General features: G+C 71.7%; 19 protein-coding genes. 7 read left to right on the top strand and 12 right to left on the bottom strand.

Annotated features, from left to right (window positions below):
- Window positions 1–3: 3 nt before the first annotated feature.
- Entirely contained in the window at window positions 4–1,155 is a 1,152-nt protein-coding gene (locus tag J8M51_RS21950) for a CobW family GTP-binding protein (RefSeq protein WP_086753750.1), read from the bottom strand.
- A gap of 370 nt (window positions 1,156–1,525) precedes the next feature.
- On the opposite strand from J8M51_RS21950, the gene J8M51_RS21945 reads away from it, so the two are divergent.
- Entirely contained in the window at window positions 1,526–2,017 is a 492-nt protein-coding gene (locus J8M51_RS21945; protein WP_086753721.1) for a DUF6082 family protein, read from the top strand.
- Window positions 2,018–2,351: 334 nt separating this feature from the next.
- Entirely contained in the window at window positions 2,352–2,588 is a 237-nt protein-coding gene (locus tag J8M51_RS21940; protein WP_086753723.1) for a hypothetical protein, read from the top strand.
- Between the two features lie 73 nt (window positions 2,589–2,661).
- On the opposite strand, the gene J8M51_RS21935 is transcribed toward J8M51_RS21940, so the two are convergent.
- On the bottom strand, window positions 2,662–3,828 hold the full coding sequence (locus J8M51_RS21935; RefSeq protein ID WP_086753725.1) for a citrate synthase/methylcitrate synthase: 1,167 nt from the start codon (window positions 3,826–3,828) through the stop codon (window positions 2,662–2,664).
- A gap of 97 nt (window positions 3,829–3,925) precedes the next feature.
- Here J8M51_RS21935 and J8M51_RS21930 point away from each other — a divergent pair, with 97 nt between their 5' ends.
- From J8M51_RS21930 to J8M51_RS21915, 4 genes are all read left to right on the top strand, one after another.
- The gene (locus tag J8M51_RS21930) at window positions 3,926–5,167 is read left to right on the top strand and encodes a citrate/2-methylcitrate synthase (RefSeq protein WP_086753727.1); all 1,242 of its coding nucleotides are present in this window, start codon (window positions 3,926–3,928) and stop codon (window positions 5,165–5,167) included.
- 136 nt (window positions 5,168–5,303) lie between these two features.
- Complete coding sequence (locus J8M51_RS21925) at window positions 5,304–6,242, top strand: sucrase ferredoxin (RefSeq protein WP_086753728.1); 939 nt, start codon at window positions 5,304–5,306, stop codon at window positions 6,240–6,242.
- Between the two features lie 80 nt (window positions 6,243–6,322).
- On the top strand, window positions 6,323–8,128 hold the full coding sequence (locus J8M51_RS21920; protein ID WP_256964130.1) for an ATP-binding protein: 1,806 nt from the start codon (window positions 6,323–6,325) through the stop codon (window positions 8,126–8,128).
- The gene (locus tag J8M51_RS21915; protein WP_086753732.1) at window positions 8,125–8,805 is read left to right on the top strand and encodes a response regulator; all 681 of its coding nucleotides are present in this window, start codon (window positions 8,125–8,127) and stop codon (window positions 8,803–8,805) included. Before J8M51_RS21920 ends, J8M51_RS21915 begins: the two co-directional genes overlap by 4 nt.
- 23 nt (window positions 8,806–8,828) lie before the next feature.
- Here J8M51_RS21915 and J8M51_RS21910 read toward each other — a convergent pair whose 3' ends face one another.
- The 3 genes from J8M51_RS21910 to J8M51_RS21900 all read right to left on the bottom strand — a co-directional run bounded on the left by J8M51_RS21910 (window position 8,829) and on the right by J8M51_RS21900 (window position 13,453).
- Window positions 8,829–10,421 carry a solute symporter family protein gene (locus tag J8M51_RS21910; protein ID WP_086753734.1) on the bottom strand — a complete coding sequence of 531 codons (1,593 nt, stop codon included), beginning with the start codon at window positions 10,419–10,421 and terminating at the stop codon, window positions 8,829–8,831.
- The gene (locus J8M51_RS21905) at window positions 10,418–10,957 is read right to left on the bottom strand and encodes a DUF485 domain-containing protein (protein ID WP_179202941.1); all 540 of its coding nucleotides are present in this window, start codon (window positions 10,955–10,957) and stop codon (window positions 10,418–10,420) included. The genes J8M51_RS21910 and J8M51_RS21905 overlap by 4 nt, the downstream gene beginning before the upstream one ends.
- Before the next feature lie 375 nt (window positions 10,958–11,332).
- Window positions 11,333–13,453, bottom strand: coding sequence for a DNA gyrase/topoisomerase IV subunit B (locus J8M51_RS21900; RefSeq protein ID WP_216589075.1), 2,121 nt, complete (start codon window positions 13,451–13,453; stop codon window positions 11,333–11,335).
- Window positions 13,454–13,921: 468 nt separating this feature from the next.
- Between J8M51_RS21900 and J8M51_RS21895 the strand changes: the two genes are divergently transcribed.
- On the top strand, window positions 13,922–14,152 hold the full coding sequence (locus J8M51_RS21895) for a DUF7455 domain-containing protein (RefSeq protein ID WP_013000244.1): 231 nt from the start codon (window positions 13,922–13,924) through the stop codon (window positions 14,150–14,152).
- 178 nt (window positions 14,153–14,330) lie between these two features.
- Here J8M51_RS21895 and J8M51_RS21890 read toward each other — a convergent pair whose 3' ends face one another.
- The 7 genes from J8M51_RS21890 to J8M51_RS21860 all read right to left on the bottom strand — a co-directional run bounded on the left by J8M51_RS21890 (window position 14,331) and on the right by J8M51_RS21860 (window position 25,715).
- On the bottom strand, window positions 14,331–15,146 hold the full coding sequence (locus J8M51_RS21890; protein WP_086762118.1) for a S1 family peptidase: 816 nt from the start codon (window positions 15,144–15,146) through the stop codon (window positions 14,331–14,333).
- A gap of 143 nt (window positions 15,147–15,289) precedes the next feature.
- Window positions 15,290–16,831, bottom strand: a complete 1,542-nt coding sequence (locus J8M51_RS21885; protein ID WP_086762120.1) for an RNA polymerase sigma factor — start codon at window positions 16,829–16,831, stop codon at window positions 15,290–15,292.
- A 544-nt stretch (window positions 16,832–17,375) separates the two neighbouring features.
- Complete coding sequence (locus J8M51_RS21880) at window positions 17,376–18,263, bottom strand: FadR/GntR family transcriptional regulator (protein ID WP_179203417.1); 888 nt, start codon at window positions 18,261–18,263, stop codon at window positions 17,376–17,378.
- A 182-nt stretch (window positions 18,264–18,445) separates the two neighbouring features.
- Window positions 18,446–20,539 carry an ABC transporter ATP-binding protein gene (locus tag J8M51_RS21875; protein ID WP_086762114.1) on the bottom strand — a complete coding sequence of 698 codons (2,094 nt, stop codon included), beginning with the start codon at window positions 20,537–20,539 and terminating at the stop codon, window positions 18,446–18,448.
- A gap of 106 nt (window positions 20,540–20,645) precedes the next feature.
- The gene (locus J8M51_RS21870; RefSeq protein ID WP_086762112.1) at window positions 20,646–21,404 is read right to left on the bottom strand and encodes an NUDIX hydrolase; all 759 of its coding nucleotides are present in this window, start codon (window positions 21,402–21,404) and stop codon (window positions 20,646–20,648) included.
- 151 nt (window positions 21,405–21,555) lie between these two features.
- A complete protein-coding gene (locus J8M51_RS21865; protein ID WP_267299410.1) occupies window positions 21,556–23,766 on the bottom strand; it encodes a glycogen debranching N-terminal domain-containing protein in 2,211 nt (736 codons plus the stop codon).
- A 413-nt stretch (window positions 23,767–24,179) separates the two neighbouring features.
- Complete coding sequence (locus tag J8M51_RS21860) at window positions 24,180–25,715, bottom strand: DUF4192 domain-containing protein (RefSeq protein ID WP_267299409.1); 1,536 nt, start codon at window positions 25,713–25,715, stop codon at window positions 24,180–24,182.
- Between the last annotated feature and the right edge of the window lie 50 nt (window positions 25,716–25,765).

Here is a 25,765-nt window from a genome sequence, read left to right as displayed (position 1 = left end):
GCCTCAGACTCCGTCGTGGGAGGCCTCGGGGTCGTAGGAGGCCTCCGGTTCGTCGGTCTCCGCCTCCCGGACATAGCGAAGGACGCCCCACATGCCGTGCTCGTCGGCGTGCGGGGCGTCCTTCTCGCCCTCGCACGCCTCCAACTCCTTGCTCAGGGCGGGGGCGTCGATTCCGGCCCCGATCAGCACCAGCCGGCTGAGACGGCTCCGCTCATCGCTCGGCCACGGCTCGGGGTAGAACCGCAGGAACCGCCCGACGGCGTGCACGGCGTAGCGGTTGCGGGGGTCGTACGGCCCGAAGTCGACGTAGCCCTTGATGCGGTAGAGCCCGTCGGCCCGCCCGTCCAGGAACGCCATGAGCCTCCGGGGGTCGAGCGGCACCTCGGAGACGAAGGAGACGCTGTCGTAGCCGGTGTGCAGATGCCCGGCGTGGTCTGCCCCATGGTCTGCCCCGCCCTGGTGCCCGTCGCCGTCGTGCAGGTGGAGGTCGTCGAAGGACAGCTGCCCCACGCGCTCCTCGGAGGGCCGGCAGTCGAACAGGAACTCGGGGTCGACGCGCCCGTAGGTGGCGGGCACGACGGCGGCGCCTTCGCCTAGGGAGCGCACGAGCGCCAGGACGCGCTCCCCGTCCTCGGCCCGGTCGAGCTTGTTGACGACGACGAGGTCGGCGATGGCGAGATGCCGGTCGAGCTCGGGATGCCGCTGCCGGGTCTCCAGGAACTCCGCGGCGTCCACGACCTCGACGAGCCCGCCGTACACCACCCGGGGATTCTCGCTGGCGAGCACCATCCGCACGAGTTCCTGCGGCTCGGCGAGCCCGCTGGCCTCGATGACGATGACGTCGATCCCGGCGGCGGGCTCGGCCAGCCGCTCCAGATAGACATCCAGCTCACTGGCGTCGACGGCACAGCACAGACACCCGTTGCCCAGCGACACCGTGGAGTCCCCGAGCGCGCCCGCCACGGCCATCGCGTCGATCTCGATCGCCCCGAAGTCATTGACGACGGCACCGATCCGGCTGCCGCCGCTGCGGTGCAGGAGGTGATTGAGCAGGGTGGTCTTGCCGGAACCGAGGAACCCGGCGAGGACGACGACGGGAATCTGCGGCGGACCCTGCGCGGCAACAACCGGGTTCGGACTCGACGACTGACTCAACACGCGCTCTCTCTCACACCGTTGCGTGCGCCGGCTCGCGGTGGGTCACCGCACGAGGTCGGCCCGTGGACCGGCTCTCACCGGAACGCCGCAGTTCTCGTACGTCCCTTGAATGCCGCCCCAGGATACGAGCGAGGGCCTTCGCCCCGCGGAGCCAACGATTGTCAGCGGCGCCCGAGGGGCACACGATGGGCATGGCGCCGGTTCGCACGACCCGCACATCCCTCCGTGCGCCTCCTCTCCGCCTCCCAGCCGACCGGTGCCGCTCGGCGACACTGAGAGGCGGCAAGCGCCGCCCAACGCTCGCCGGTCCCCTCCCGTCGACCCGCATCCGACGACCGGCGGACGGCCGCCTGAACCGGGGGTTGACATGGCCACACTGAATTCCTGGATCCGGAGGCTTCGCTCCACAGCCACGGCAAGAGCCTCGGCCCTGCTGCCGGTCTCCCGCCGCCACCGGCGTGCCTCACTCGCCGAGCAGCACCGGCTCCACTTCGATCTGCTCTGCAAGGCCATGGACGACCCGGCTCTCGCCGCCGTTCTGGACACCTACGAGAACGATGTCCCGGCCGAGACACAACGCCAGTTCCTGTTCGCGAACGCCCTGTACACCAATGCCCTCCACTTCCACCGGATCGGGGCGCTCAGCAAGGCGGAGCTGTACGGGCATCTGCGGGTCATGTGCCGGAACAGGATCTTCCAGGAGTACTGGGAGTCGACCCGGCATCACCGGAAGAGCCTCGCCGAGGCCTCGGAGGAAGCGGAACTGGGGCGGATGACGGACGACTTGATCCAGGAACTCACCGATGCCGACACGGAGGAGTGGTGGGTGGTGGGAGAGCCACCGGACGAGTCCGCGTGACCTCGCGCTCCATGTCCGGGCGCCCGTGCGCCGGTGTCTGCCCCCAATACGCGGTCCGAGGCCCTGACCTGGTACAGGCTTCGCGAATCGGGCGCCCGCACGGCCTGGGCAGGTGACGTCAAGCGGTTTCGGAGAACTTCACCTGACCTCCTGCCGCCCATCCCGCGTATCCGGACCGGCTGAGTCGCTATCTTGTCGTCTGGCCCTCTCCGGGCACTCCGGCGATCATCCTTCGGCTCGGAGACAGGACGCTCCGAAGCACACCTCCGCTCGAAGGCCTCCGCACTCGGAGGGCGTTCCTCTCTCTCCGAGTCCTTAAGGCTGGTACCTCTCCGTGAAAATCGTGCGACGTGTCGGGGCTTCACCTCGTGAGCGCGGCAGCGCCACCGGGCAGACGTGTCCCGACATCTTCGAGCTCAGCGACGGCAGCTTCGCCGTCATCGGGCGCGAGGCCACCGCGGAGCTCGACGCCGAGCTTCCTTCCGACGCCGCACGAGCCGACTACGAACGGATCGTGATCATCACTCGCGAGACGCTGGTCCGCGCGAAACCGGAGATTCCCGACGCCTGAGCCCGTACCGGCGCCCCGAGGCCCGTTCGGGCGCCGGCCGCCCTGCCGCACATCGACGGCAGGGCGGCCCTGGTCATCCCCTCCCGGGCACCGCCACCGGAGCCCCCGGCCCCACGTACCGCGCCGCGGGGCGGATGATCTTCGAGTCCTCCGCCTGTTCGAGGATGTTGGCGCTCCAGCCGACCGCGCGGGCCGCCGCGAAGGTGGGGGTGAACATCTCGCGGGGCAGACCGCAGAGTTCCATGACGACACCGGCGTAGAACTCGACATTGGTGTGCAGCGCCCGACCGGGCTTCAACTCGGCGAGGATCGACTCCACTTGGCGCTCCACCTCGACCGCGAAGGCGACCCTGGGCCCGCCGAACCCCAGTGCGATCTCGCGCAGCATGCGGGAACGGGGGTCCTCGGTGCGGTAGACGGGGTGGCCGAAGCCCATGATGCGATCGCCGGCGAGGACGCGTTCGCGGATCCACGGGTCGATGCGGTCGGGGGTCCCGATGGCGTCGAGCGTGTCCAGCGCACGGCTCGGGGCACCACCGTGGAGGGGACCGGAGAGCGCGCCCACCGCGCCCACGAGGCATGCCGCCACGTCCGCGCCGGTCGACGCGACGACACGTGCCGTGAAGGTTGACGCATTGAATCCGTGGTCAATAGTTGAGATCAAGTATTGCTCCACCGCCCGCGCCCGTGACGCGTCCGGCTCCGAACCCGTCAACATGTAGAGGTAGTTCGCGGCATACGGGAGGTCGTCGCGCGGGTCGATCGGATCCAGCCCCTGCCCCAGTCGGTACAGCGCGGTGAGCAGGGTCGGTACGACCGCGGAGGCGGCCAGCACGTCCGCACGGCGCCGGTCCGCGTCGAGGTCGTACACCGGGCGGAAGCCCTGGGAGGCGCCGAACAGCGACAGGGCCGTACGCAGCCCGGACAGCGGGCCGGAACGGGCGCTCGCCGCCGCGATCGCGGGCAGTGCGGCGCGGACGCCGTCGGGCAGTCGGCGCAGGGGCCGCACATGGGCGGCGAACGCGGCTCGCCGGTCCGCCTCCGGCAGCTCTCCGTGGATCATCAGGTGCCACACGTCCTCGAAGTCACAGGTCTGCGCGAGTTCGACGGCCGAGTACTGGCGATAGTGGTAGAAGCCCTCCTGACCTCGGACGTCACCCAATGAGGTGTCGGTGACGACGACACCCGCGAGTCCGCGCGGCACGTCGATGGGGGTGGCCGTGGCCCGGTCGATCGGCATGTCTCCTCCTTGAACTTGATTCGACTGTCCATGATTGACTCGATGAGTGTCAACATTGATTGAATCAATACATCACCTTGCCGCTACGGTGACGTCCATGACGGAACAGGGCCATCGAGAGCGGCTGAGCACCCGGGAGACCGCCGAGTTGCTCGGCGTGAAGCCGGAGACCGTGTACGCCTATGTGAGCCGCGGCCAGCTCAGCAGCCGCCGGGATCCCGGCGGACGGGGCAGCACCTTCGACGCCGACGAGGTGACCGCGCTCGCGGGGCGCAACAGGCGGGACAGCGGAGGGAGTCCGGCCACGGGCGGCGAGTTCGCCGTCCGTACCCGGCTCACCCTCATCGAGCGGGACCGTTACTACCTGCGCGGGGTCGACGCGACCGAACTCGCCGCGCGTCACTCCTACGAAGAGGTGGCCGAGTGGCTGTGGACGGGTGAGCTGCGGCCCGGCGCCGGCTTCACCGCGCCGAAGGCGTCCGCGACGGCGGCCCGCCGCGCGGTCGACGCGCTGCCCGAGCACAGCGGCCCTCTCGACCGGCTGCGGGTCGCCGCGATCGCCGCGTCCGCGACGGACCCACTGCGCTTCGACCTGTCCGAGGAGGCCGTCCTCGGCACGGCGCGCACCCTCATCCCGACCCTCGTCGCCGCCCTCCCCCCGGTCCCGCGCTCCCACCGCGACTCGGGACCGCTCGCCGACCGCCTGTGGGCCCGGCTCACCGGCCGCGCCCCGGACGAGGCGTCCCTGCGCGCCCTGGACATGGCGCTCGGGCTGCTCGTCGACCACGATCTGGCCGCCTCCACGCTCGCCGTCCGCGTCGCCGCGTCGGCCCGGGCCCACACGTACGCCGCCGTCTCGGCCGGCCTCGGCGCCCTCGAAGGCCCACTGCACGGCGCGGCCGGCGCACTCGCCCACCGGTTGCTCCTCGACGTACTGGATCACGGCGACGCGGCCCCTGTGATCGCCGACGAGCTAAGGGCCGGCCGCGGCATCCCCGGGCTGGGCCACCGCCTCTACACGGGCGAGGATCCACGCGCGCGTGCCCTGTTCGCCCTCCTGGAGGAGCTTCCCCAGGCGGCGCCCGCCGTCGCCGCCGCCCGCGACATCGTGGCGACGGCCGCCCGCCACACCCCTCTGCACGCCAACGTCGACCTGGCCCTCGCGGTCCTCACGGTCTCCTTCGGCATGGCTCCCACGGCGAGCGAGACCGTCTTCGCCGTGGCCCGCACGGCGGGCTGGATCGCCCACGCCCTGGAGGAGTACGGCGAGCGCCCCCTGCGCATGCGGCCGAGCGGCCAGTACGTGGGCCCGAGGCCGCCCCGGCCGCTCCCGGAGTAGCGCGGGGCCGCGCCCGCGCCCCGACGCCCTCGGAACCCGCGCCGGGTCCCGTCCACACGTCCCTCGTGGACGCCCTTCGCACCCCTTCGGCCCGGCCGGAATTCGCTCGCGGGCAACTCAGGTTAGGCTCACCTCTGTGAGTACGTGCACATCCGCGTCCCGACACCTCGACGAGCCTCTCGCGGGGACCGCCGCCACGGCGAGGACATGGCTGCTGCTGGAACAACCCGGCCCCTGGGGTGCCAAGGCGCTCACATCGAGCCACCTGGACCCCGTGGTCGGCCGCGCCCTCGAAGCCGCGGCGGAGGGCACCGGCGTACGCGTGGCCCTCATCCGGCGTCCCGGCCGCCACGCGGACCGCCGCGAGGTCAGCGAGCGCCGGGTGTACGTGGGCCACACCGTCCCCGGGAACGTCTGGCTGCACAGCGCCATGACCTCCGCTCCCGAGCGGCTCCTCGACCTCGACCTCGCCGCCCTGGGCCGGGGCGACCACCACACCTTCGGCACGGTTCTGCGAGGCCGGCCCCACACCGGCGCCCCGCTCGCCCTCGTCTGCACCAACGGCAAGCGCGACCGCTGCTGCGCCCTCCTGGGCCGGCCGCTCGCCGCCGAACTGGCCGCCTCCGGAGTCGAGGGCACCTGGGAGGTCACCCATCTGGGTGGTCACCGCTTCTCCCCCACCCTGCTCGTGCTGCCCTTCGGCTATGTGTACGGCCGCGCCGAGGCCCACCACGTCAAGGAGGTCCTCCACGGCGTACGGGAGGGCCGTGTCGTCACCGAGGGGTGTCGCGGCGGCTCCGCCTGGGAACGTCCCGGGCAGGCGGCCGAGCTGGCGGTGCGCACCGAGACCGGCGAGGACGGCGCCGACGCGCTCGCCGTACTGCGCACGGACGGTGCGGCACCCCTGTGGGACGTGACGGTCGCCCACACGGACGGCCGCCGCTGGACCGTCACCGTCGCCCAGGGCGCCGCCGAGCCGCCCCGCCCGGAGAGCTGCGGCTCCACGCTCGGCTCCCCCGCGAGGATGGACGTCCTGACCGTACGCGAGCTGTCACCGGCCACGACGGCACGTTAGCCACCCGGCCGCCTGGGTACCTGAGATCCGCGCCACAACCCCCTACGAGCGGCCCGGTGCGTCCACGTACCGTCATGGGTATGAGCCCCACTCCCCCCGCACGCCGTCTGCGTCTCGGTATGCCGCGGCGGGTGTTCTCGCAGGTCCTGCTGATGCAGGTGGCGATCGCCGCCGGTGTCGCCGTCCTCGCGACCGGGCTGTTCCTCGCGCCGCTCAGCGATCAGCTGGACGACCAGGCGATGCGCCGGGCACTCGCGATCGCGCAGACCACGGCCGCGCAGCCGCAGATCGCCGAGGACCTGGAGTCGTCCGCGCCGACCCCGAACGGTCCCGTGCAGGTCGAGGCCGAGCGGATCCGGAAGGCGAGCGGAGCCGAGTACGTCGTGGTGATGGACACGCACGGGGTGCGCTGGTCGCACACGGACCCGGCGGAGATCGGTGGCATGGTCTCGACGGACCCGCGCCGCGCGCTGGCAGGGGACGAGGTCATGGAGATCGACTCGGGGACGCTGGGACGCTCGGCCCGCGGCAAGGTGCCCCTGCGCGACGCCGACGGGAGGATCGTCGGCGCCGTGTCCGTGGGGATCGAGTACGACAGTGTGCGGGCCCGGCTGATCCACGCGATCCCCGGGCTCCTGGCGTACGCCGGCGGGGCCATGGCCGTCGGGGCGCTGGCGGCGTATCTGATCTCCCGGCGGGTGCATCGCCAAACCCGTGACCTGGCCTTCTCCGATATCGCGGGACTGCTGGCGGAGCGCGAGGCGATGCTGCACGGCATCCGGGAGGGCGTGGTCGCGCTGGACCGCACCGGGCGCGTACGCCTCCTGAACGACGAGGCGAGGCGGCTGCTCGGGATAGGCGACGAGGCGGTCGGCAGGTCGCTCGACGACACGCTCGGCCCCGGCCGTACGACCGATGTGCTGGCGGGCCGGATCACGGGCACCGATCTGCTGACCGTGCGCGGTCAGCGCGTGCTGGTCACCAACCGCATGCCCACGGACGACGGGGGTGCCGTCGCCACCCTGCGCGACCGCACCGAGCTGGAGCAGCTCAGCCGCGAACTCGACTCCACCCGTGGTCTGACGGACGCCCTGCGCGCCCAGGACCACGAGCACGCCAACCGGATGCACACCCTTCTCGGCCTGCTCGAACTGGAGATGTACGACGAGGCGGTGGAGTTCGTCGGCGAGGTCGTCGGCGACCACCGGGCGACCGCCGAGCAGGTCACCGAGAAGATCCACGACCCGCTGCTGGCCGCGGTCCTGGTCGGCAAGGCGACCGTCGCGGCCGAGCGCGGAGTGGCCCTGTCGGTGGCGGGCGCCACGATGCTCCCGGACCGGCTGATCGACCCGCGGGGGCTGGTCACCATCGTCGGCAACCTCGTCGACAACGCCCTGGACGCCGTCGCGGGCACACCGCACGCGCGCGTGGAGGTGGATCTGCGCACCGAGGGTCGCTCGGCGATCCTCCAGGTGCGGGACACGGGCCCCGGAGTACCGCCCGACCAGCGGGAGTTGATCTTCGCGGACGGCTGGTCGACCAAGACACGCCCCGCCCACCGCGAACGAGGCATCGGGCTCTCCCTGGTACGCCGACTCGCCGAGCGGCAGGGCGGCAGCGCCCGGGTCACGGAGGCGGCCGGCGGCGGCGCGGAGTTCACCGTCGTACTGCCGGACGCCCTCGCGGAACCCGATCCGGTGACGCCCACGTCCGCGCCGACGCCGGCCCCCACCACGCCCGGCACCCCCACGACACCCGAACCCTCCACGGCACCCGCCGACGGACCGGCCCGGCAGGACGAGCCGACGGCCGGCCGCGACGGGCGACCGGGCCCCGGGCGGGAGCCCGAGGCCGCCATCACAGCCGCCGACAAGGAGTCGCGATGATCGAGGTCCTGATCGTGGACGACGACGTGAGAGTCGCCCGCGTCAACGCCGCCTACGTGGAGAAGGTCGCCGGTTTCCACGTCGCCGGTGTGGCCCACAGCGCGGCCGAGGCGCTGCGGCGGCTCGAGACGTCGGCCCACGTGGACCTGGTCCTGCTGGACCACTATCTGCCGGACGACACGGGCCTCGTGGTCGTCCAGGAGATGCGCCGCCGGGGCCACCAGTGCGACGTGATCATGGTGACGGCGGCCCGTGACGTGTCGACCGTCCAGGCGGCCATGCGCCAGGGCGCGCTGCAGTACCTGGTCAAACCGTTCGCGTTCGCCGGACTGCGCGCGAAGCTGGAGGCGTACGCGGAGCTGCGGCGCACCCTGGACGGCGGAGGCGAGGCCGAACAGGCCGAGGTGGACCGGATCTTCGGCGCCCTCTCCGCGGGCGGCGAGCCGGACCTGCCCAAGGGCCACTCCCCCACCACCACCGAGCTGGTACGCCGGGCTCTGATGACCGCCGAGGGCGCCCTGTCCGCCCAGGAGATCGCCGAGCGGACCGGCCTGAGCCGCCAGACCGCCCAGCGCTATCTGAAGCTCCTGGAGCGCACGGGCCGGGCTCGGCTGACCCTCAAGTACGGCGACGCGGGCCGTCCGGAGCACCGCTACGAGTGGGCGACCAGCCCCTGAGAGGCAGCCACGCGCCCCGGCTCTCACACCGCCCCGGCGCCCGTCAGCGACCGCACCTCGGTCTCCGCGTGCTTCGCCTCGTCCGGCGGCTCGGCCGACGTCACCGTGCCGAGCCAGCCCGCGAGGAAGCCCAGCGGGATGGAGACCAGGCCCGGGTTCTGCAACGGGAAGTACTGGAAGTCGACGCCGGGGAACAGCGAGTCGGCGCTCCCCGAGACAACGGGCGACAGCACCACGAGCACCACGGACGGCACCAGTCCGCCGTAGACGGACCAGACCGCGCCACGGGTGGTGAAGCCGCTCCAGAACAGCGAGTACAGCAGCACAGGCAGATTGGCGGAGGCGGCGACCGCGAAGGCGAGGCCGACGAGGAAGGCCACGTTGAGGTCCTTGGCGAGCAGCCCGAGACCGATCGCGACCACACCGATACCGACGGCGGCGGTGCGCGCCACGGCCACCTCGCCGCGCGGCTTGGAACGGCGGCGCCGCAGCGACGCGTACAGGTCATGGGCGACGGACGCCGACGAGGCGAGGGTGATCCCGGCGACGACCGCCAGGATCGTGGCGAAGGCGATGGCGGCGACGATCGCGAACAGAACCGTTCCGCCGGTGGAGTCGACGCCACCGCCCAGATCGAGGGCCAGCAACGGCACCGCGGTGTTCCCGGCGGCGTTGGAACTTCGGACGGCTTCCGGGCCGACGATGGCGGCCGCCCCGAAGCCGAGGACGATCGTCATCAGGTAGAAGCCGCCGATGAGGCCGATGGACCAGACCACCGAGCGGCGTGCGGCCCGTGCCGTGGGCACGGTGTAGAAGCGCGACAGGATGTGCGGCAGTCCGGCCGTGCCCAGGACCAGGGCGAGCCCGAGGCTGATGAAGTCGAGGCGCGCGCCCCAGTCACCGCCGTACTTCAGGCCGGGCGCGAGGAACGAGTCGCCGTGTCCGCTGCGCTCGGCCGCCGTCCGCAGCAACTGGTCGAAGTCCCCGTGGAAGCGCACCAGGACGAGCACGGTCAGGGCGATCGCCCCGCCCATGAGCAGGACCGCCTTCACGATCTGGATCCAGGTGGTGGCCCTCATCCCGCCCAGCGACACATAGACGACCATGAGCGCGCCGACCCCGATGACCGTCCAGGTCTGCGCCGCCTCGCTCTCCCCGCCCAGCAGCAGCGCGACGAGAGTGCCCGCTCCCACCATCTGCGCCACCAGATACAGAACGGACACGGTCACCGAGGAAGTTCCCGCCGCGATCCGCACCGGCCGCTCGCTCATCCGCGCAGCGACCACGTCGGCGAGCGTGAACCGCCCGCAGTTGCGCACCAGTTCGGCCACCAGGAACAGCACGACCAGCCAGGCGACCAGGAAGCCCACCGAGTAGAGCAGCCCGTCGTACCCGAAGAGCGCGATGAGCCCCGAGATACCCAGGAACGAAGCGGCGGACATGTAGTCGCCCGCGATGGCAAAACCATTCTCCATGGGCGAGAACAGCCGCCCGCCCGCGTAGAACTCCTCCGCCGAACCATGCCGGTTGCGGCTCACCCATGTGGTGATGCCCAGCGTGACCGCCACGAACGCGCTGAACAGCAGCAGCGCCAGCGTCTGATGGTCGGCGGTCACCGCACGCCCCCTCTGACACCACGCGTCAACTCCTGGGTGTCCCAGCGCAGATCGAGCGCCGCCCGGTCCCGCCGCAGCCTGGCGTGCCGCGCGTACGCCCAGGTGAACAGGAAGGTCGTGAGGAACTGCCCGAGCCCCGCCAGCATCGCCACGTTGACCGCGCCCACGACCGGCCGCGCCATCAGCCCCGGCGCGGTGGTCGCCGTGACGACATAGGCCACGTACCAGCTGAAGAAGACGGCGACACCCGGAATCACGAACCTGCGGTAACGCCTGCGCACCTCCTGGAAGGCCGCGCTCCGCTGGACCTCCAGATAGACCTCCGCCGCGCCCCCGTCCCGGCTCCCCCGCGCCTCGGCCACGACCGGAGCCGGCCCTCCCGTACCGTCCAACTCCCCCCAGCCGGACGCCAGCGCGTCGTACCAGGGATCGTCGAACCGCACGTCCTCACTCCCGAGGCCGTACCCCTCGTGCTGCTCAACTGGACTCTCAGAACCACCCCCGCGACGACGAGGACGGCCGGTGCTTGACTGCATGCCCAAGCATGGACAGACCGCAAAGACCCCCGACGTACCTCTTCCCGATTCTTCACCCCATCAGGTGAAACCCCGGCCAGCCTCCCGCACTTGAGGCAGAACCCTTCTCACACCCGCACACGGACGCAAGAAACGCGCACCCCGACGGCGAATCAGCCGCTCACGCCCCGGACGGCGGGCCGGCCGAGTACGGCGAGAAGGGGGCGTGCCGGGGGGTGTCCGCCCGCAGCGGTTGGCGCGTCAACCCGTCCCACTTCCCAGCCAACCGATTCCGCGCCGTTCCGAGGACGGACACCCCCCGGCGCGCCCCCGACCCACCCCCACGCGAAGCCACCCCACCGACCGAAAGCCCACCCGCCCAAGCCAGCGCAGCGACTACGCGTCGATCCGCGACCGATCCAACGTAGCCGCCGAACTGGAGATGAACTCCTTGCGCGGCGCCACGTCGTTCCCCATCAGCAGATCGAACACCTGCTCAGCCGCCTCCAGGTCCGACAGATTGATCCGCCGCAGCGTCCGGTGCCGCGGATCCATCGTCGTCTCCGCCAACTGGTCCGCGTCCATCTCGCCGAGACCCTTGTAGCGCTGGATGGAGTCCTTGTACCGAACGCCCTTGCTCTGGAACTCCAGCAGCTTGTCCCGCAGCTCACGGTCCGAGTACGTGTAGACGTACTTGTCCTGCCCCCTCTTGGGCTGGACAAGCTCGATCCGGTGCAGCGGCGGCACCGCGGCGAAGACCCGCCCCGCCTCGACCATCGGCCGCATGTACCGCTGGAACAGCGTCAGCAGCAGGCACCGGATGTGCGACCCGTCCACGTCGGCGTCGGTCATCATGATGATCTTGCCGTAACGCGCCGCGTCGATATCGAACGTACGCCCGGACCCAGCCCCTATGACCTGGATGATCGCACCGCACTCGGCGTTCTTGAGCATGTCGGTCACGGACGACTTCTGCACATTGAGGATCTTGCCCCGGATCGGCAGCAGCGCCTGGAACTCGGAGTTCCGCGCGAGCTTCGCCGTACCGAGCGCCGAGTCCCCCTCGACGATGAACAGCTCACTGCGCTCGACGTCGTCACTGCGGCAGTCGGCGAGCTTCGCGGGCAGCGAGGACGACTCCAACGCGGTCTTCCGCCGCTGCGCGTCCTTGTGCTGACGCGCGGCGATCCGCGTACGGGCGGCGGCGACCGCCTTCTCCATGACGACCCGCGCCTGAGCGGCGGCATCCCGCTTGGTGGAGGTCAGGAACGCCTTGAGCTCCTTGGCGATCACCTGCGCCACGATGCGCCGGGCCGCCGAGGTGCCGAGGACCTCCTTGGTCTGCCCCTCGAACTGCGGTTCGGCGAGACGCACGGTGACGACGGCGGTGAGGCCCTCCAGCGCGTCGTCCTTGACGACGTCGTCCTCGGCGACGCGCAGCAGCTTCTTGGCGCGCAGCACCTCGTTCATGGTGGAGGCCACGGCCTGCTCGAAGCCGGCGACGTGGGTGCCGCCCTTGGGGGTGGCGATGATGTTCACGAACGACTTGAGGGTCGTGTCGTAGCCGGTGCCCCAGCGCATGGCGACGTCGACACCGAGCTCGCGGGTGACCTGGGTGGGCGTCATCTGCCCGTGCTCGTCGAGGACGGGCACGGTCTCCTTGAAGGTGCCCTGTCCGGAGAAGCGGAGGACGTCGCAGACGGGCTTGTCGGAGGCCAGGTACTCGCAGAACTCGCTGATCCCGCCGTCGAAGCGGAACGACTCCTCGCCCTTGCTGCCGCCGTCACCGAGGCCGAACTCGTCACGGACGACGATCGTCAGTCCGGGCACCAGGAAAGCGGTCTGCCGGGCACGCTGGTGCAGGTGCTCCAGCGAGAGCTTGGCGTCCTTGAGGAAGATCTGGCGGTCGGCCCAGTAGCGCACGCGTGTGCCGGTGCGCGTCTTGGGGATCCGCTTGCCCTTGCGCAGACCGCCGGTCTCGAACTTGGCGTCCGGGCCGTTGCCCGCGAAGGCGCCGGGCACGCCGCGCCGGAAGCTGATGGCGTGCGTGCTGCCGCTGCGGTCGACCTCGACGTCCAGACGGGCGGAGAGGGCGTTCACCACGGAGGCGCCCACGCCGTGCAGACCGCCGGAGGCGGCGTACGAGCCGCCGCCGAACTTGCCGCCGGCGTGCAGCTTGGTCATGACGACCTCGACACCGGAGAGGCCGGTCTTGGGCTCGACGTCGACCGGGATGCCACGGCCGTTGTCACGCACCTCGACGGAGGCGTCGTCGTGGAGGATCACCTCGATGTGGTCGCAGTAGCCCCCGAGGGCCTCGTCCACGGAGTTGTCGATGATCTCCCACAGGCAGTGCATCAGGCCTCGACTGTCCGTCGAGCCGATGTACATACCGGGGCGCTTCCGCACGGCCTCGAGCCCCTCGAGGACGAGCAGGTGCCGCGCGGTGTAGTTGGAACCGTCCCGGTCTGCTCCGGTCAGCAGCGCTGTGGACGGCACGGACGTATCGGCGGTCACGCGGTTCGCTCCTCGCTGAATTTCAGGTGAGGCCCTTTGGGGTAAGGGGCCGGGCTCTGTTGCCGGTCCGAGGGTACCGAGGCCTGGTAGAGCCGTTGTAACGCCACCCTCGTCCGAAACTCAGAGTAGTCCAGACTCGCATACACGTTCGATCCCTCGATGGGGTGAAGTACATATCACGTTCCCTTCGAGGCATGAACCATTTAGGCTCCGGGCACGTCCTCATGAACAAACGGCAACCCAGCCGGTAGGACCGTACAACCGAAAGAACAACCACCAGAACCACCCGACAGACAGCGCGAACCCGTACGACACGAAGACACGCACTACGGCTCATTCGCCGCCAACCGGCAGCAGACAGCCGGCCCGGAAAGATTTTTTCGAGTTAAAGCCGCGAGCGGGAACGTTTTCGGCCTGGTTGGATGTTGACCCTGGTACGACAGCTCGTCGAGCTAGAGAAGAGGCGACGTGACTACTGTTCTGACCCCCGCGACCCCGCTGACGGCCGCTGACCGATGCGACCGCTGCGGCGCCCAGGCCTACCTGCGCGTCGTCCTGCTGAGCGGTGGAGAGCTGCTGTTCTGCGCCCACCACGGCCGCAAGTTCGAGCCGGAGCTCAAGAAGATCGCCGCGGAGATACAGGACGAGACGGAGCGGCTCACGGCCGCTCCCGCGACCGCAGAAGAGGACGAGCGCTGACGCTTCGCACCTACGACGAGCCGCCACCGGCTCGAGGCCGGTGACCGGGCGGCCACTCCCGTACACACGGGGTGGCCGCCCGCTCTCGTGCCGCACACACGGTCCGCCTTCACTGCCCGCTCCCCATCGGGGCACGGGCGGCACGGCGCGTGACCCCGTACGGCGCCTCAGCGCCGCCTCAGCGGTTCTCCTCCAGCACCCGGGCCACGTACGAGCCCCTGGTGTAGACGCCGGGATTCCCGGCGAGCCCACAGCCGCTGCCCCACGACACGAGCCCGATCAGCTTCCCCCGGGCGACCAGCGGCCCTCCGCTGTCCCCCTGGCAGGCGTCCCGGCCACCCTCCTGTTCCCCTGCGCACACCATGGAATCGGACAGGTATCTGCCCTCCGCGCTGCCCGGATAGGCCCGCTCGCAGACCGTGTCGGCCAGCACCTTCACGGGGGCGGCCCGCAGACTCCGGGCGTAGTCCCCGGCGGCCGTCGTGTCCCCCCAGCCGTAGACCGCGGCCGGCGTGCCCGGCACGTACGCCGTGTCACCCGCTCCCGCGAGCCCGATGACGGAGTCCTCGGGCAGCGGCGAGGCGAGGGTCACCACCGCGAAGTCCCCGGCGTTCGTATAGGGGTCGTACTCGGGGTTGACCCAGGCCCCGCTCACCGCGATCTCCTGGCCCTCGGCCGACTGCAGTTCGGCGCGGCCCGCGATGATCCGCAGATCGGCGACACGCTCCGGAGGCCCTCCCAGCACGCTCTCACTGAGGCAGTGGGCGGCCGTCAGGACGGTGGTACGGCCCACCACCACACCGCCGCAGAACTGTCCGGCCCGCGTACCCCCGAACCGGTCACGGCTGGACAGCGCCACCGTCCAGGGCGCCTGGGAGATCTCGACCGGATGACCGCCGATGACGACCTCGGCCGTCGCCGGTGGCGGTGACACCAGCGGTATGACGGCGGTGGTGGCCGCGACGGCCAGCAGTCGGGCGAACGATCGACGCATGCGCGCTCCTCACTCCGGGACATGAATGGCACACCCAGAGTGATCCACCGGGTCGGCTTCCGCATGCCGCACACACGGCGAAGGCCCGGTTCCTTCGGGGGAACCGGGCCTTCGGAGCCGATCGTGCGGTGGTGCCGTGCCGCCTAGTCGAGGTAGTCGCGCAGCACCTGCGAACGCGACGGGTGACGCAGCTTCGACATCGTCTTGGACTCGATCTGGCGAATGCGCTCACGCGTGACGCCGTAGACCTTGCCGATCTCGTCGAGGGTCTTCGGCTGGCCGTCGGTGAGACCGAAGCGCATGGAGACGACGCCCGCCTCGCGCTCGGAGAGCGTGTCGAGGACCGAGTGCAGCTGCTCCTGGAGGAGCGTGAAGCTGACCGCGTCGGCCGGGACGACGGCCTCGGAGTCCTCGATGAGGTCACCGAACTCGCTGTCGCCGTCCTCGCCGAGCGGGGTGTGCAGCGAGATGGGCTCGCGGCCGTACTTCTGGACCTCGATGACCTTCTCGGGGGTCATGTCGAGTTCCTTGGCCAGCTCCTCCGGGGTGGGCTCGCGGCCCAGGTCCTGGAGCATCTGGCGCTGCACACGGGCGAGCTTGTTGATGACCTCGACCATGTGCACCGGGATACGGATGGTGCGGGCCTGGTCGGCCATGGCGCGGGTGATCGCCTGACGGATCCACCAGGTGGCGTACGTGGAGAACTTGTAGCCCTTGGTGTAGTCGAACTTCTCGACCGCGCGGATCAGACCGAGGTTGCCCTCCTGGATGAGGTCCAGGAAGAGCATGCCGCGACCGGTGTAGCGCTTGGCCAGGGAGACCACCAGACGGAGGTTGGCCTCCAGGAGGTGGTTCTTGGCGCGGCGGCCGTCCTCGGCGATGATCTCCAGCTCGCGCTTGAGCTTGGGGGCGAGCTTGTCGGCGTTGGCCAGCTTGTCCTCGGCGAACAGACCGGCCTCGATGCGCTTGGCGAGCTCGACCTCCTGCTCGGCGTTGAGCAGCGGGACCTTGCCAATCTGCTTGAGGTAGTCCTTGACCGGGTCGGCGGTGGCACCGGCGGCGGCGACCTGCTGGGCGGGCGCGTCGTCCTCGTCCTCGTCGGACAGGACGAACCCGGCGTTCTCGGTGCCCTCGGGCTCCTCGCCGGGCTTGCCGGGAGTCTCCTCGACGACCTCTTCGTCGGCGAGCTCCGCGTCGTCCTTCTTGGCGGTGGTCTTCTTGGCCGCCGTCTTCTTGGCGGCGACGGTCTTCTTGGCGGGGGCCGCCTTCTTCGCGACCGCCTTCTTCGCGGCGGCCTTCCTGGCGGGGGCGGCGTCCTCGGCGGAGTCGTCGGCGGCGGGCACCGCGGGAGCGGCGGTGGCGGTGGCCTTCTTGGTGGTCACCGTCTTCGCCGCGACCGTCTTGGTGGCGGTGCGCTTGGCCGGACTCTTCGCTGCGACGCTCTTTCGGGTGCGCTTGGGTTCCGCGGCACTGACCATCAGCGTCACACCCTCTTCCTCGAGGATCTGGTTGAGGCTGCGCAGTACGTTCTTCCACTGAGTGGCCGGAATCTGGTCAGCTTCGAAGGCCCGACGCACATCGTCGCCGGCGATCTGCCCCTCAGCCTTTCCCCGCTCAATGAGCGCCATGACAGAGACGGACTCGGCGATCTCCGGCGGGAGCGTACGGGATGTGCTGGCCGACACGAACAACCTCTCGGAACGTTGGAAAACGGCTTCCGGCCCCGTCCGGTGCGGACAGGAGCCGACCACCGGCTTGGGAGTGGGCCGACGGTGCGGGCGGGGGCCGGGAAGATGCACAGCGCCGTGAACGGCGTCCGTATTCCCTCCGCGGCTGTCACCTCTTAGGTCATCGCGCTGTTCCCACGAGCGTTACGCCCAATCTGCGTGGCCCGAGTCACACCCCGTAAGCGCTCAAAAGCGGTCAGACACTGTCAGAGGCTATCGATCAAGGCCACAACCGGTTCTGCTGGGACGGGTACCCGAACGATTCCCGAACGAACTCCTCAATGTGGATCATCGGTCCCGTCGAGTTCCGGCACGTCCACCCGGGGCCTCCGTCACACGGGGAACACCGCTCCCGCCGGAGTCCGCCGCCGGTCGTGCCGCCGAGACCCGCCGAATCCCGGGAGGATCCGATGGGGCCCGGCGGCACGGGGCCGCCGGTGGAGCGGCGTCACGGAAGGGCCGGTGCCCGGGCCGTGCCGCCCTTGTCCCGCTCTCGGCGCCCTCAGTGCTCGCGCGGCGCCGGCACCACACGCTCCACCTCGGGATGGACGATGAGCAGCTGACGCATGGCCGCCTCGGCAGCCCCTCCGTCGCCCGCGGCGAGCGCGTCGACGATCCTGGCGTGGTGCGTCAGGGTCGCCTCGGTCGGCCGGTCGCATCCGGTGACCGGACCGCCGGAGACCTGGAGGGCGGCGGAGACGATCCCCGAGAGGTGCTCCAGCATGCGGTTGCCCGCGAGCTGGATGAGCAGCGAGTGGAACTCGGCGTCCGCGCGGGAGAAGGTCAGCGCGTCGCCCTGCGCCATCGCGTGGCCCATCAGCTCGACCATGTCGCCGAGGCGCTGCTGCACGTCGTCACGGCCGTGCCCGGCGGCGAGGCGGGCGGCCAGCGGCTCGATCGTCCAGCGCAGCTCGCTCAGCTCGCGCCGCTGGTCGTCGCGCTGGGGGCCGAAGGCCCGCCACTCGATGATGTCCGGGTCGAGCAGGTTCCAGTCGCTGACCGGGCGGACGCGTGTGCCGACGTTCGGGCGGGCGCTGACCAGGCCCTTGGCCTCCAGGACGCGCAGGGATTCACGGACGACGGTGCGGGAGACCTCGAACCGCTGACCGATCTCCTCCGGTACGAGGGGGCGGTCCGCGCCCAGGTCACCGGAGACGATCATCTGGCCGAGCTGCTGGACGAGTTGGCCGTGCAGCCCGCGTCCGCGGCTCCCGGCGGCGCGTCGGCCCACGCGCCCCAGCTCGGGGTCCGCGCCGTCCCAGGCGGGGAGGCTCACGCGGTCGACACCGGGGTGCTCGGCGTAGGGGTAGCGGTCGAGTTCGCCCGGTCCTGCGAGGCCGGATTCGGCGGAGCGGGCGGCGGTCATCATGGTGTGCGCAAGGGTACTCACGCATCCTTTGTCGGCTGCGTTCCCAACTCCCTTGAGGTCTTTGGTGAAAAGCACACGAAAGGGTGATCGCTCACCCCGTCGCAATTGACGCCTTATCGGAAAGAAATGGGCGTTCTACGAGGAGTTGTGCGCATTGCGCCAACGGAAGAGCACGGACAGTGAGCACGAAAGGATGAGGGTGATCATGACCGGACCCGGCTGCGCAGGTTCGTGAGCGCGTAGGCCCCCAGCAGCGCCGTCAGCGACAACAGCAGCGCCCCGCCCACGGGTTGGGAGACCGCCCGTGCCACGGCCTCCAGATAGCGCTCTCCGCCGAACGGCCACTGCATCAGGACGAGCTCCCGCAGCCGCATCGGAAACCCGACCGCGCTGCGCACGCTCGCGCCTTCCAGCGCCTTCTGCACCAGAGGTACGACGACGAGGGGCACGGCGACCACGGCCGCGAGCCCCGCGGAGGTCGACCGGAAGACACCCGCCGCGAGCACGCCCGCCCATGCGCACCCCACGACGAGGCCGACCCAACTCGCGCCGAGCGGGAACCAGTCGGCGGGAACGGAGACGAGTTCCGGTCCGTAGACGAGGTAGAGCACTTCGAGGTCGCAGCCCACGGTGAGGACGGCCAGCAGCACCGCGGTGACGGCCGCGACAAGGAGTTTCGCGACGAGGAGCCCCAGTCGCCGGGGGACGGTGCCGCGGTGGGCGGCCAGGGCGGGGTGGCGGAACTCGTCTCCGAAGGCGACGGCCCCCAGCAGCCCCGCCCCGATGGCGGCGGGCGGCAACGGCAGCTCCCTCGGCCACGCGGCCAGCAGCCGTGGCTGCGGGGTGTGCCCGATCCTGGCCAGGAACACCGCCATGAGGGCGGAGGTGACCAGTACGGCCGCGGCGGTGACGTACGCCGTGCCGACCCCGCCCGCCCGCCGCAGCTCGTAGCGCAGCGGACGCAACGGGCTCGGCGCCGAACGCACGGCGATGGGGGGCGGCAGCGGAGGCAGCGGAACCGCCTCGGACGGCCGGGCGGCGGGCGGCGGCGCGGGGTGGGCGTCGTCCGCGGCGGCGGTACGGGGCTCGCGGGAGGCGCCGAGGCCGGGATCGACGTCCGCCAGGAGCAGGTCGAGGGGTTCGGCATCCGCGGATGACGTGAAGTGATCACCAGGCACGGGAGCCGCGCACGACACCGATCGATCTTGTGGGGCGACGTCGCCGAGAGGCGCGGAGTTGACGTCGGGCGCGTCGTCGGCCGGTCCCCATGCCTCGACCGCAACCGCCCGAGGTTCCACACTGGGCGCCGGAAGGGGCGCCGGAAGCCCCTCGGCGGGCTCCCGGGCGTCCTGGAGCGAGTCACGGGCGCCGGCGTCTCCGAGCGCCTCTTCGTCGGCGGACGGCGGCAGCGGCAGCTGCGTGGGGCCCATGTCCCCGACCTCGTCCGCGAGTTGGTGGACCAGGATGCCGTGCCGGAACACGATCTCTCCGACCTCGGCGCATGTACTGCCGTAGACCGACAGCCGGTTGCCGCCCTCCCGCACGATCTCCACGGAACGCCGCGCGGTCCGGGCCTCCTTGGTGAGCAGTGCTCCGAGGCGGGCGGCGTGGGGGGTGCGGACGGCGACCCTGGGCCGGAGCCGGGTACGGGAGAACTCCGCGACGTCCTGGTCGGCCACGAGCCTGCCCCGTTCGAGGGTGAGGACCTGGTCGGCGGTCCGCGCGGCCTCCTTGGGGTCACCGGTGGTGAACAGGACCGTGCCCCCCTGGTCGGCGTGCGCCCGCATGATCCCGTGCAGCCATCGGCCTTCGCGGACGGCCAGCCCGTCGGCCGGATCGTCCAGCACGAGGGTGTGCGGATCGGACAGCAGGGCGCAGGCCAGGCCGAGGCGGCGGTCCATGCCCCGCGACAGGGTGTTCAGCCGGGCCTCGCACAGACTGACCAGGCCCACGACCTCCAGGACTTCGTCGGCACGCCGCGCGGGCAGGCCCGCCGCCGCGCAGAGCATGCGCAGATGGTTGCGGACCGTGCGGGCGGGGTGGCCGGGAACGACCCCGAGGAGCACGCCCACCTCGCGTGCGGGGTGCGCGATGCGGTGCAGGGGGCGGCCTCTGAAGTAGGCGACCCCACGGCCCCGTTGGAGTTCGAGGACGAGTTTCAGCGTGGTCGACTTGCCCGCTCCGGGGGCCCCGAGGAGTGCGGTGACGCGGCCGGAGTGCGCCTCGAAGGACACATCGTCGACTGCGGGCGGAGACTCCTTGCGGGGATTGCTGGTCAATCCGATGGCCTGGATCACCTGAAGCAAGATAGCGCGGTATGTCCGTTTTTCCGGTTGCCTCGCGGTTCACCGCACGACCGAGGACGCCGAACGCGGCGACACGGGCGCATCCCGCTGCGCGGCGTCAGACTTCGGGACGCAGCATCGGCGGGTTCAGGAGGGTGGCGCCGCCGGCGCGGAAGAGCTGGGCGGGGCGGCCGCCCTGGCGCGTGGTGGTCCCTCCGGTGGGCACCAGGAAGCCCGGCGTACCCGTCACCTTGCGATGGAAGTTGCGCGGGTCCAGCGCCACGCCCCACACCGCCTCGTAGACACGCCGCAACTCGCCGACCGTGAACTCCGGCGGGCAGAAGGCCGTGGCCAGCGAGGAGTACTCGATCTTGGACCGGGCGCGCTCCACCCCGTCCGCGAGGATCTGCGCGTGGTCGAAGGCCAGCGGTGCCACCGGCTCCTTGTCCCGCCCGTAGCCGCCCTGCTCCAGCAACTCCTCGACGGGGGCCCAGCGCGCGCTGTTGGCGTCCCCTCCCGGCCGCGGCGCGGGCAGGTCCGGAGCGAGGGCGAGGTGGGCGACGCTGACGACCCTCATCCTCGGGTCCCGCTTCGGGTCGCCGTAGGTCGCCAACTGCTCCAGGTGCGCGCCGTTGTCCTGGGCGGGCTCGGACGGTTCATGGGCGGTCAGGCCGGTCTCCTCGGCCAGCTCCCGTGCCGCGGCCTGCGACAGGTCCTCGTCGGGCCGCACGAAGCCGCCGGGCAACGCCCACCGCCCCTGGAACGGCTGTTCGCCTCGCCGTACCGTCAGCGCGCAGAGCGCGTGACGACGGACGGTCAGCACGACCAGGTCCACGGTGACAGCGAAGGGCGGGTAGTCCGACGGGTCGTAGGGCATGCCGCGATCATAGTCGTCTGCCTGACGATAAACACCTCCTTCGCGGTCGCTTCCCCACTTGATCCACTTCTGTCCGATACCTGGTCCCACGGGCCGGCCGCGGCTTTCGGGGCACGACTGCCTCGCCGCGCTCGCCGTCCGTCCCATGAGGTCACGCCCCCAACTGCAGTCCGTCGGCCGCCTCCTCGACCATGGCGAGCCCCAGCCTGCTGACCCGCACGGCGAACGGGGCGCCCGCGACGCGCAGCCCCGTCATGCCGATCTCACCCAGCGGCGCGCTGCGCACCGGCCGCAGGGTCACCGTCCTCGCGGGGGCGTCGGGGCGGATTCCGATGAGGGTCGTGAGCAGCAGCACCCCCGCTGCCGCCGCCGTCGCCGCCGGTCTGCAGGCGGCCGGGTGCGGCAGCGGGGCGCCACCCGCCGTCCGTTGCTCCCCCGCGTACATCTCGGGCAGCCGATGACCGAAGCTCTCCGCCGCCGCCAGCACGCCCCGCAGGAGCGAACTCGCCTCCTTCTCGTATCCGGCGCCGGCCAGCCCAGCCACCGCGACCGCCGTCTCCATCACCCGCACGGCACCGCTGCGATGACCGAAGGGGTTGTACGCCGCCTCCTTCGCCCCCAGGGTCCGCAGCCCCCACCCCGAGTCCATGGCGGGCCCGCCGAGCAGCCGGGCCAGTTGTTCGGTGCGCACCTTGTCGAGCAGTCCCGGGGCCCGCTCCCCCGCACCGAGCAGCCCGGTGTCGAGGAGGTGAGCGGCGCCCGCGCCGAGATGCGGCACGAGACGCCCGTCCGGGGTGCGGGCGGCCGCGGGTCTGCCACCACTCCGGTCCTCGATCCAGAAGTCCGCCCCGAACCGGCTCCGCACCTCGCTCGCCCAGTCCCGCAGCGCGGCCCCGCCCGGTCTGCCGTACGCGTCGAGGAGATCGGCGCCCAGCAGCGCGGCCCGGTGGGCGTGCGCCTGGGTCTCGCAGCGCAGCGGTCCCCCGGGACGCGGGTCGGGCAGATAGGCGCCGGTGCCTACCGCACCGCGCAGCCACCGCAGACAGCGCTCGGCGACGGGCAGCAGTTCCTCGGTCTCCTGCTCCGGCAGCCCCCATCGCCGGGCCTCCGCGAGCAGCACGGGGAACAGGAGGGTCGACTCGGTGCCCGTGCACCCCGGCGGCAGATGCGGGCCCGCGTCCCGTCGTGGGCCCGGAATCATCCCGGACTGCGCTTCCCTGCCCCCGAGTTGGGTGCGGGCGAGGGTGCGCAGGGTGCCTGCGGCGAGGCGGGTGCCGAGCGGCAGCGTCATCCGGGCCGCGACCAGCGCGTCCGCCGGAGCCATGCCGCAGCGCCAGGGCGCGCCCGCCGCGAGGTGGGTGTCGGACGGGCTCTTGGGGTCCCGCAGCAGCAGGGCTTCGAGATCCTCCAGACAGGTGTGCAGCAATGCCTGTGCCGCCGGGTCGTCGCCCGCGACCCTGACCTGGGCGAGTGGGCTGGTCGCGCCGCGTCCCACCGGTCTGATGGGCCCCGCGCCGTCCGGTCGTACACGCAGTTCCACGCTGCGGGTGCCGCCGGGCGGCAGTTCCAGCTCCCAGCGCAGCAGTCCCGCGGAGGCCAGGGCGTCGGCGGGCGGAGGGTGGGCCGTCACCGTGGAGTGCCCGTTCGCACAGGACCAGCGGAGGCCGGAGTCGTGGACGCTCGCGGGCAGTTCCGGGCCGGCCCTGCCGGAAGCCACGGCGCCCAGCTCCGCGAGGTCGGTGCCCAGGGACACCTCGACGGGCAGACGCAGGGGGCGGGGAGCCGTGCTGTGCAGCGTGATGCGCTCGGTGCCGTCGGCGTAGCGAATGCGCTCGACCACGACGTCCGGGTCCGGTCCGGCATCGGTGGACATGCGCAGCGTCGCCACGAAGCGGGCGCGGTCGGCCGTGACCATGCGCGCCTGCACCGCCAGCGGTTCCCGTCCCGCCACCCGTACCTGGCAGCGGGAGAGCATCCGCCGTCCCGCGCGGTAGAAGCCCTCGAGTCCGCTGCCGTTCAGCTGGCCCTGGTCCGTCGAGATCGCGAGCCCCGGCAGGGCGACACAGATCAGTGTGGTGTGGGCCGGCGGCAGCTCCGCGGGGCGACGCGGGGCGGAGGCCGGTGCCTGTGATGGGGCCGGTGGGCCTCCCGTGGGTGGGTGCGTGAGGCCCGGCGAACCGGGTGTCCCGGGCGGGGGAGGCACAGGGCCGCCGGGGCGGGGTCCCGTGGGGCGGTGTGACGGGCCGCGGATGTCCGTACGTGCCGCGTCGGCCTCGGCCCCACGCGCCCGGGCCTGGGAAGGGACGGATCTGCGGAAGAACGGGACGTCGTCGGGTGCGTCAGGCGTGTAGGGCAGGGGCATGGGGCGGCTTCTTCTGTTCTCGGCGCGCGTGGGATGCGCTCGGCGCCAGGTGGGGAGCCGGAGAGGGACGGGGTGAACGGGCGGCGAGGCAAGGCCACGGATACCGCCACTCAGGTGAACGGAACGGCTCCGCTCAGGGTCACGCCTCCGTCTCGGGAAGCCGATGGAGCCGAGAGTCGGGAAGCGGTGCGGAGAGGGCGGACCCGTGGGCGCACCGCGGCGGGGTGGTGTGCCCGGGCGGGCCCGGAGGCGCGGGGGCACGTCCGCGCGGGCGGCGAGGCAGGACGGTGGGCTCAGGCGCCTCCGGAGCGAGAGTGACGTGCTCACGCGAACCCGGAAGGGCGCCGGCGCCTTCAGGCACACCACGATCCAGAACAGCAGGAGCGTACGAGGTCCGAACCCGACCTGTCCGGTCACGTCTCCCCCTCCGCGGACGGGCCGCCGCGGCGGCGCCGTGCCCGACCGCTCGTGCCGTCCGCCGCGCCCCTCGGCCGTCGCCCGGCGAGAGGGCCCGTCTCGGCGGAACGCGAGCGGCGGGCACGCGTGGCGGCCGGCGATCGTCGGACGGCGCGTGCCTCGGGGCCGCCTTCGGAGCGCGGCCCGCGTCGACTGCGGGGGCGGGTGGCGACGCAGGCCCGGTCCGACGTCGGCTCCGCACCGGGTGATCGGTCGGACGGGCTCTTCTCGCAGTCGGTCACGGCACTCGCGCCGGCGGCCGCCCCACCTCGTCCCGTGCGCTCCGCGCGCAGACAGCGGCGAATGGACTCCGGGTCGAGGCCTTCGTTGCAGGCCTGGTGGAGGAGGCGGGCGAAGAGGTAGTCGGGATCCGCGGCGAGGGCCATGGCCAGGGCTTCGCGGGCCTCCAGTTCGTCGCCCGTCGACCAGGCGACCCAGCCGACCAGGGTGAGCGGGGCGGCGGCATGCTCGCCGTAGGGGCCGACGCAGCGGCGGGCGAGGGCGCGCCAGAGGCGGAGGGCCGGCTCGGCTTCGTCGCCCTCCATCCATTCGGCGGCGCGGTCGCGGGTGGCGCGGTCCTGGAGTCCGAGGATCAGGGTGGCCGCGTCGTCGTGCCCGACGAGTGTGTCGTCACGCAGGTCCGCGTCCAGCGGCCCGCACACCGCCGGGGCGTCCGCCAGGCGCCCGATGAGGCGGTGTGCCGCCGCGAGGGTCTCCTCCGCCACTTCCGCACGGCTCTCCGCGTCGAGGATCCGCGGGACGAGGGCGGACTGCGCGGAGTCGAGGGCGGCTTCCTGCTCCGGCGCGGCGGCGGTCTCCCAGGGCAGGAGCCTTGCCCGCAGCTCCTTCAGGGTGCCCCGGACCTGCAGGCCGGCGTAGGTCGCGGCGGCGGCCAGCACGGAGGTGCCCGGCAGCCCCATCGCCTGTCCCTCGGCCGGACAACAGCCGTTCCCCGGGCAGCAGTAGGACCAGAAGCGGCCGTCGGAGATGCACAGCGCCTCCACCACCGGCACATCCAGGGTGCCGCAGGCCCTGCGCAGCAGTTGGGCGAGTGGCCGCAGGCGTTCCATGACGTCGCGGGGCGACTCACCGCTCGCCGGGTCCTGGCAGAGGAAGGCGACCATGCTCTCCGGCTTGGCTCCCCGTCGCTCACTTCCGGTCACGAGACCACGGGCCAGTTGCTGGGCCACGGACGGCCAGTCGTCCGTCTGGGCCGGGATGCCGAGCCGTGCGCGCCCGCCGAACCGGCCCTGTGCGTCCCGGTCGTGCAGGGCGGCGAGGACGATGCTGTCCTCGGGGCGGTATCCGAGCAGGTAGGGCAGGGCGTCGGCGAGTTCGGCCGCCGTGCGGAGGGTGACCTGGGGTTCTCCGTGAGGTGTGGTGGGCGCTCCGTGGCTCAGGTGGGCGGTGGGCTCGCCATGCCCCCGGTATCCGCTCTGCCCGCTGATGTCACTGTTGCCGGGGGTCCCGGCCGCTTCGCTGTGATTCGTCATGCGGCGACCCTCTCGCGGATCTTGAAATTCCGCTTTGGCCTGTGGATAAC

Origin of the sequence: Streptomyces griseiscabiei, assembly GCF_020010925.1 — a bacterium.
Taxonomy (GTDB): domain Bacteria; phylum Actinomycetota; class Actinomycetes; order Streptomycetales; family Streptomycetaceae; genus Streptomyces; species Streptomyces griseiscabiei.
This window is presented reverse-complemented; position numbering and strand designations above follow the sequence as displayed.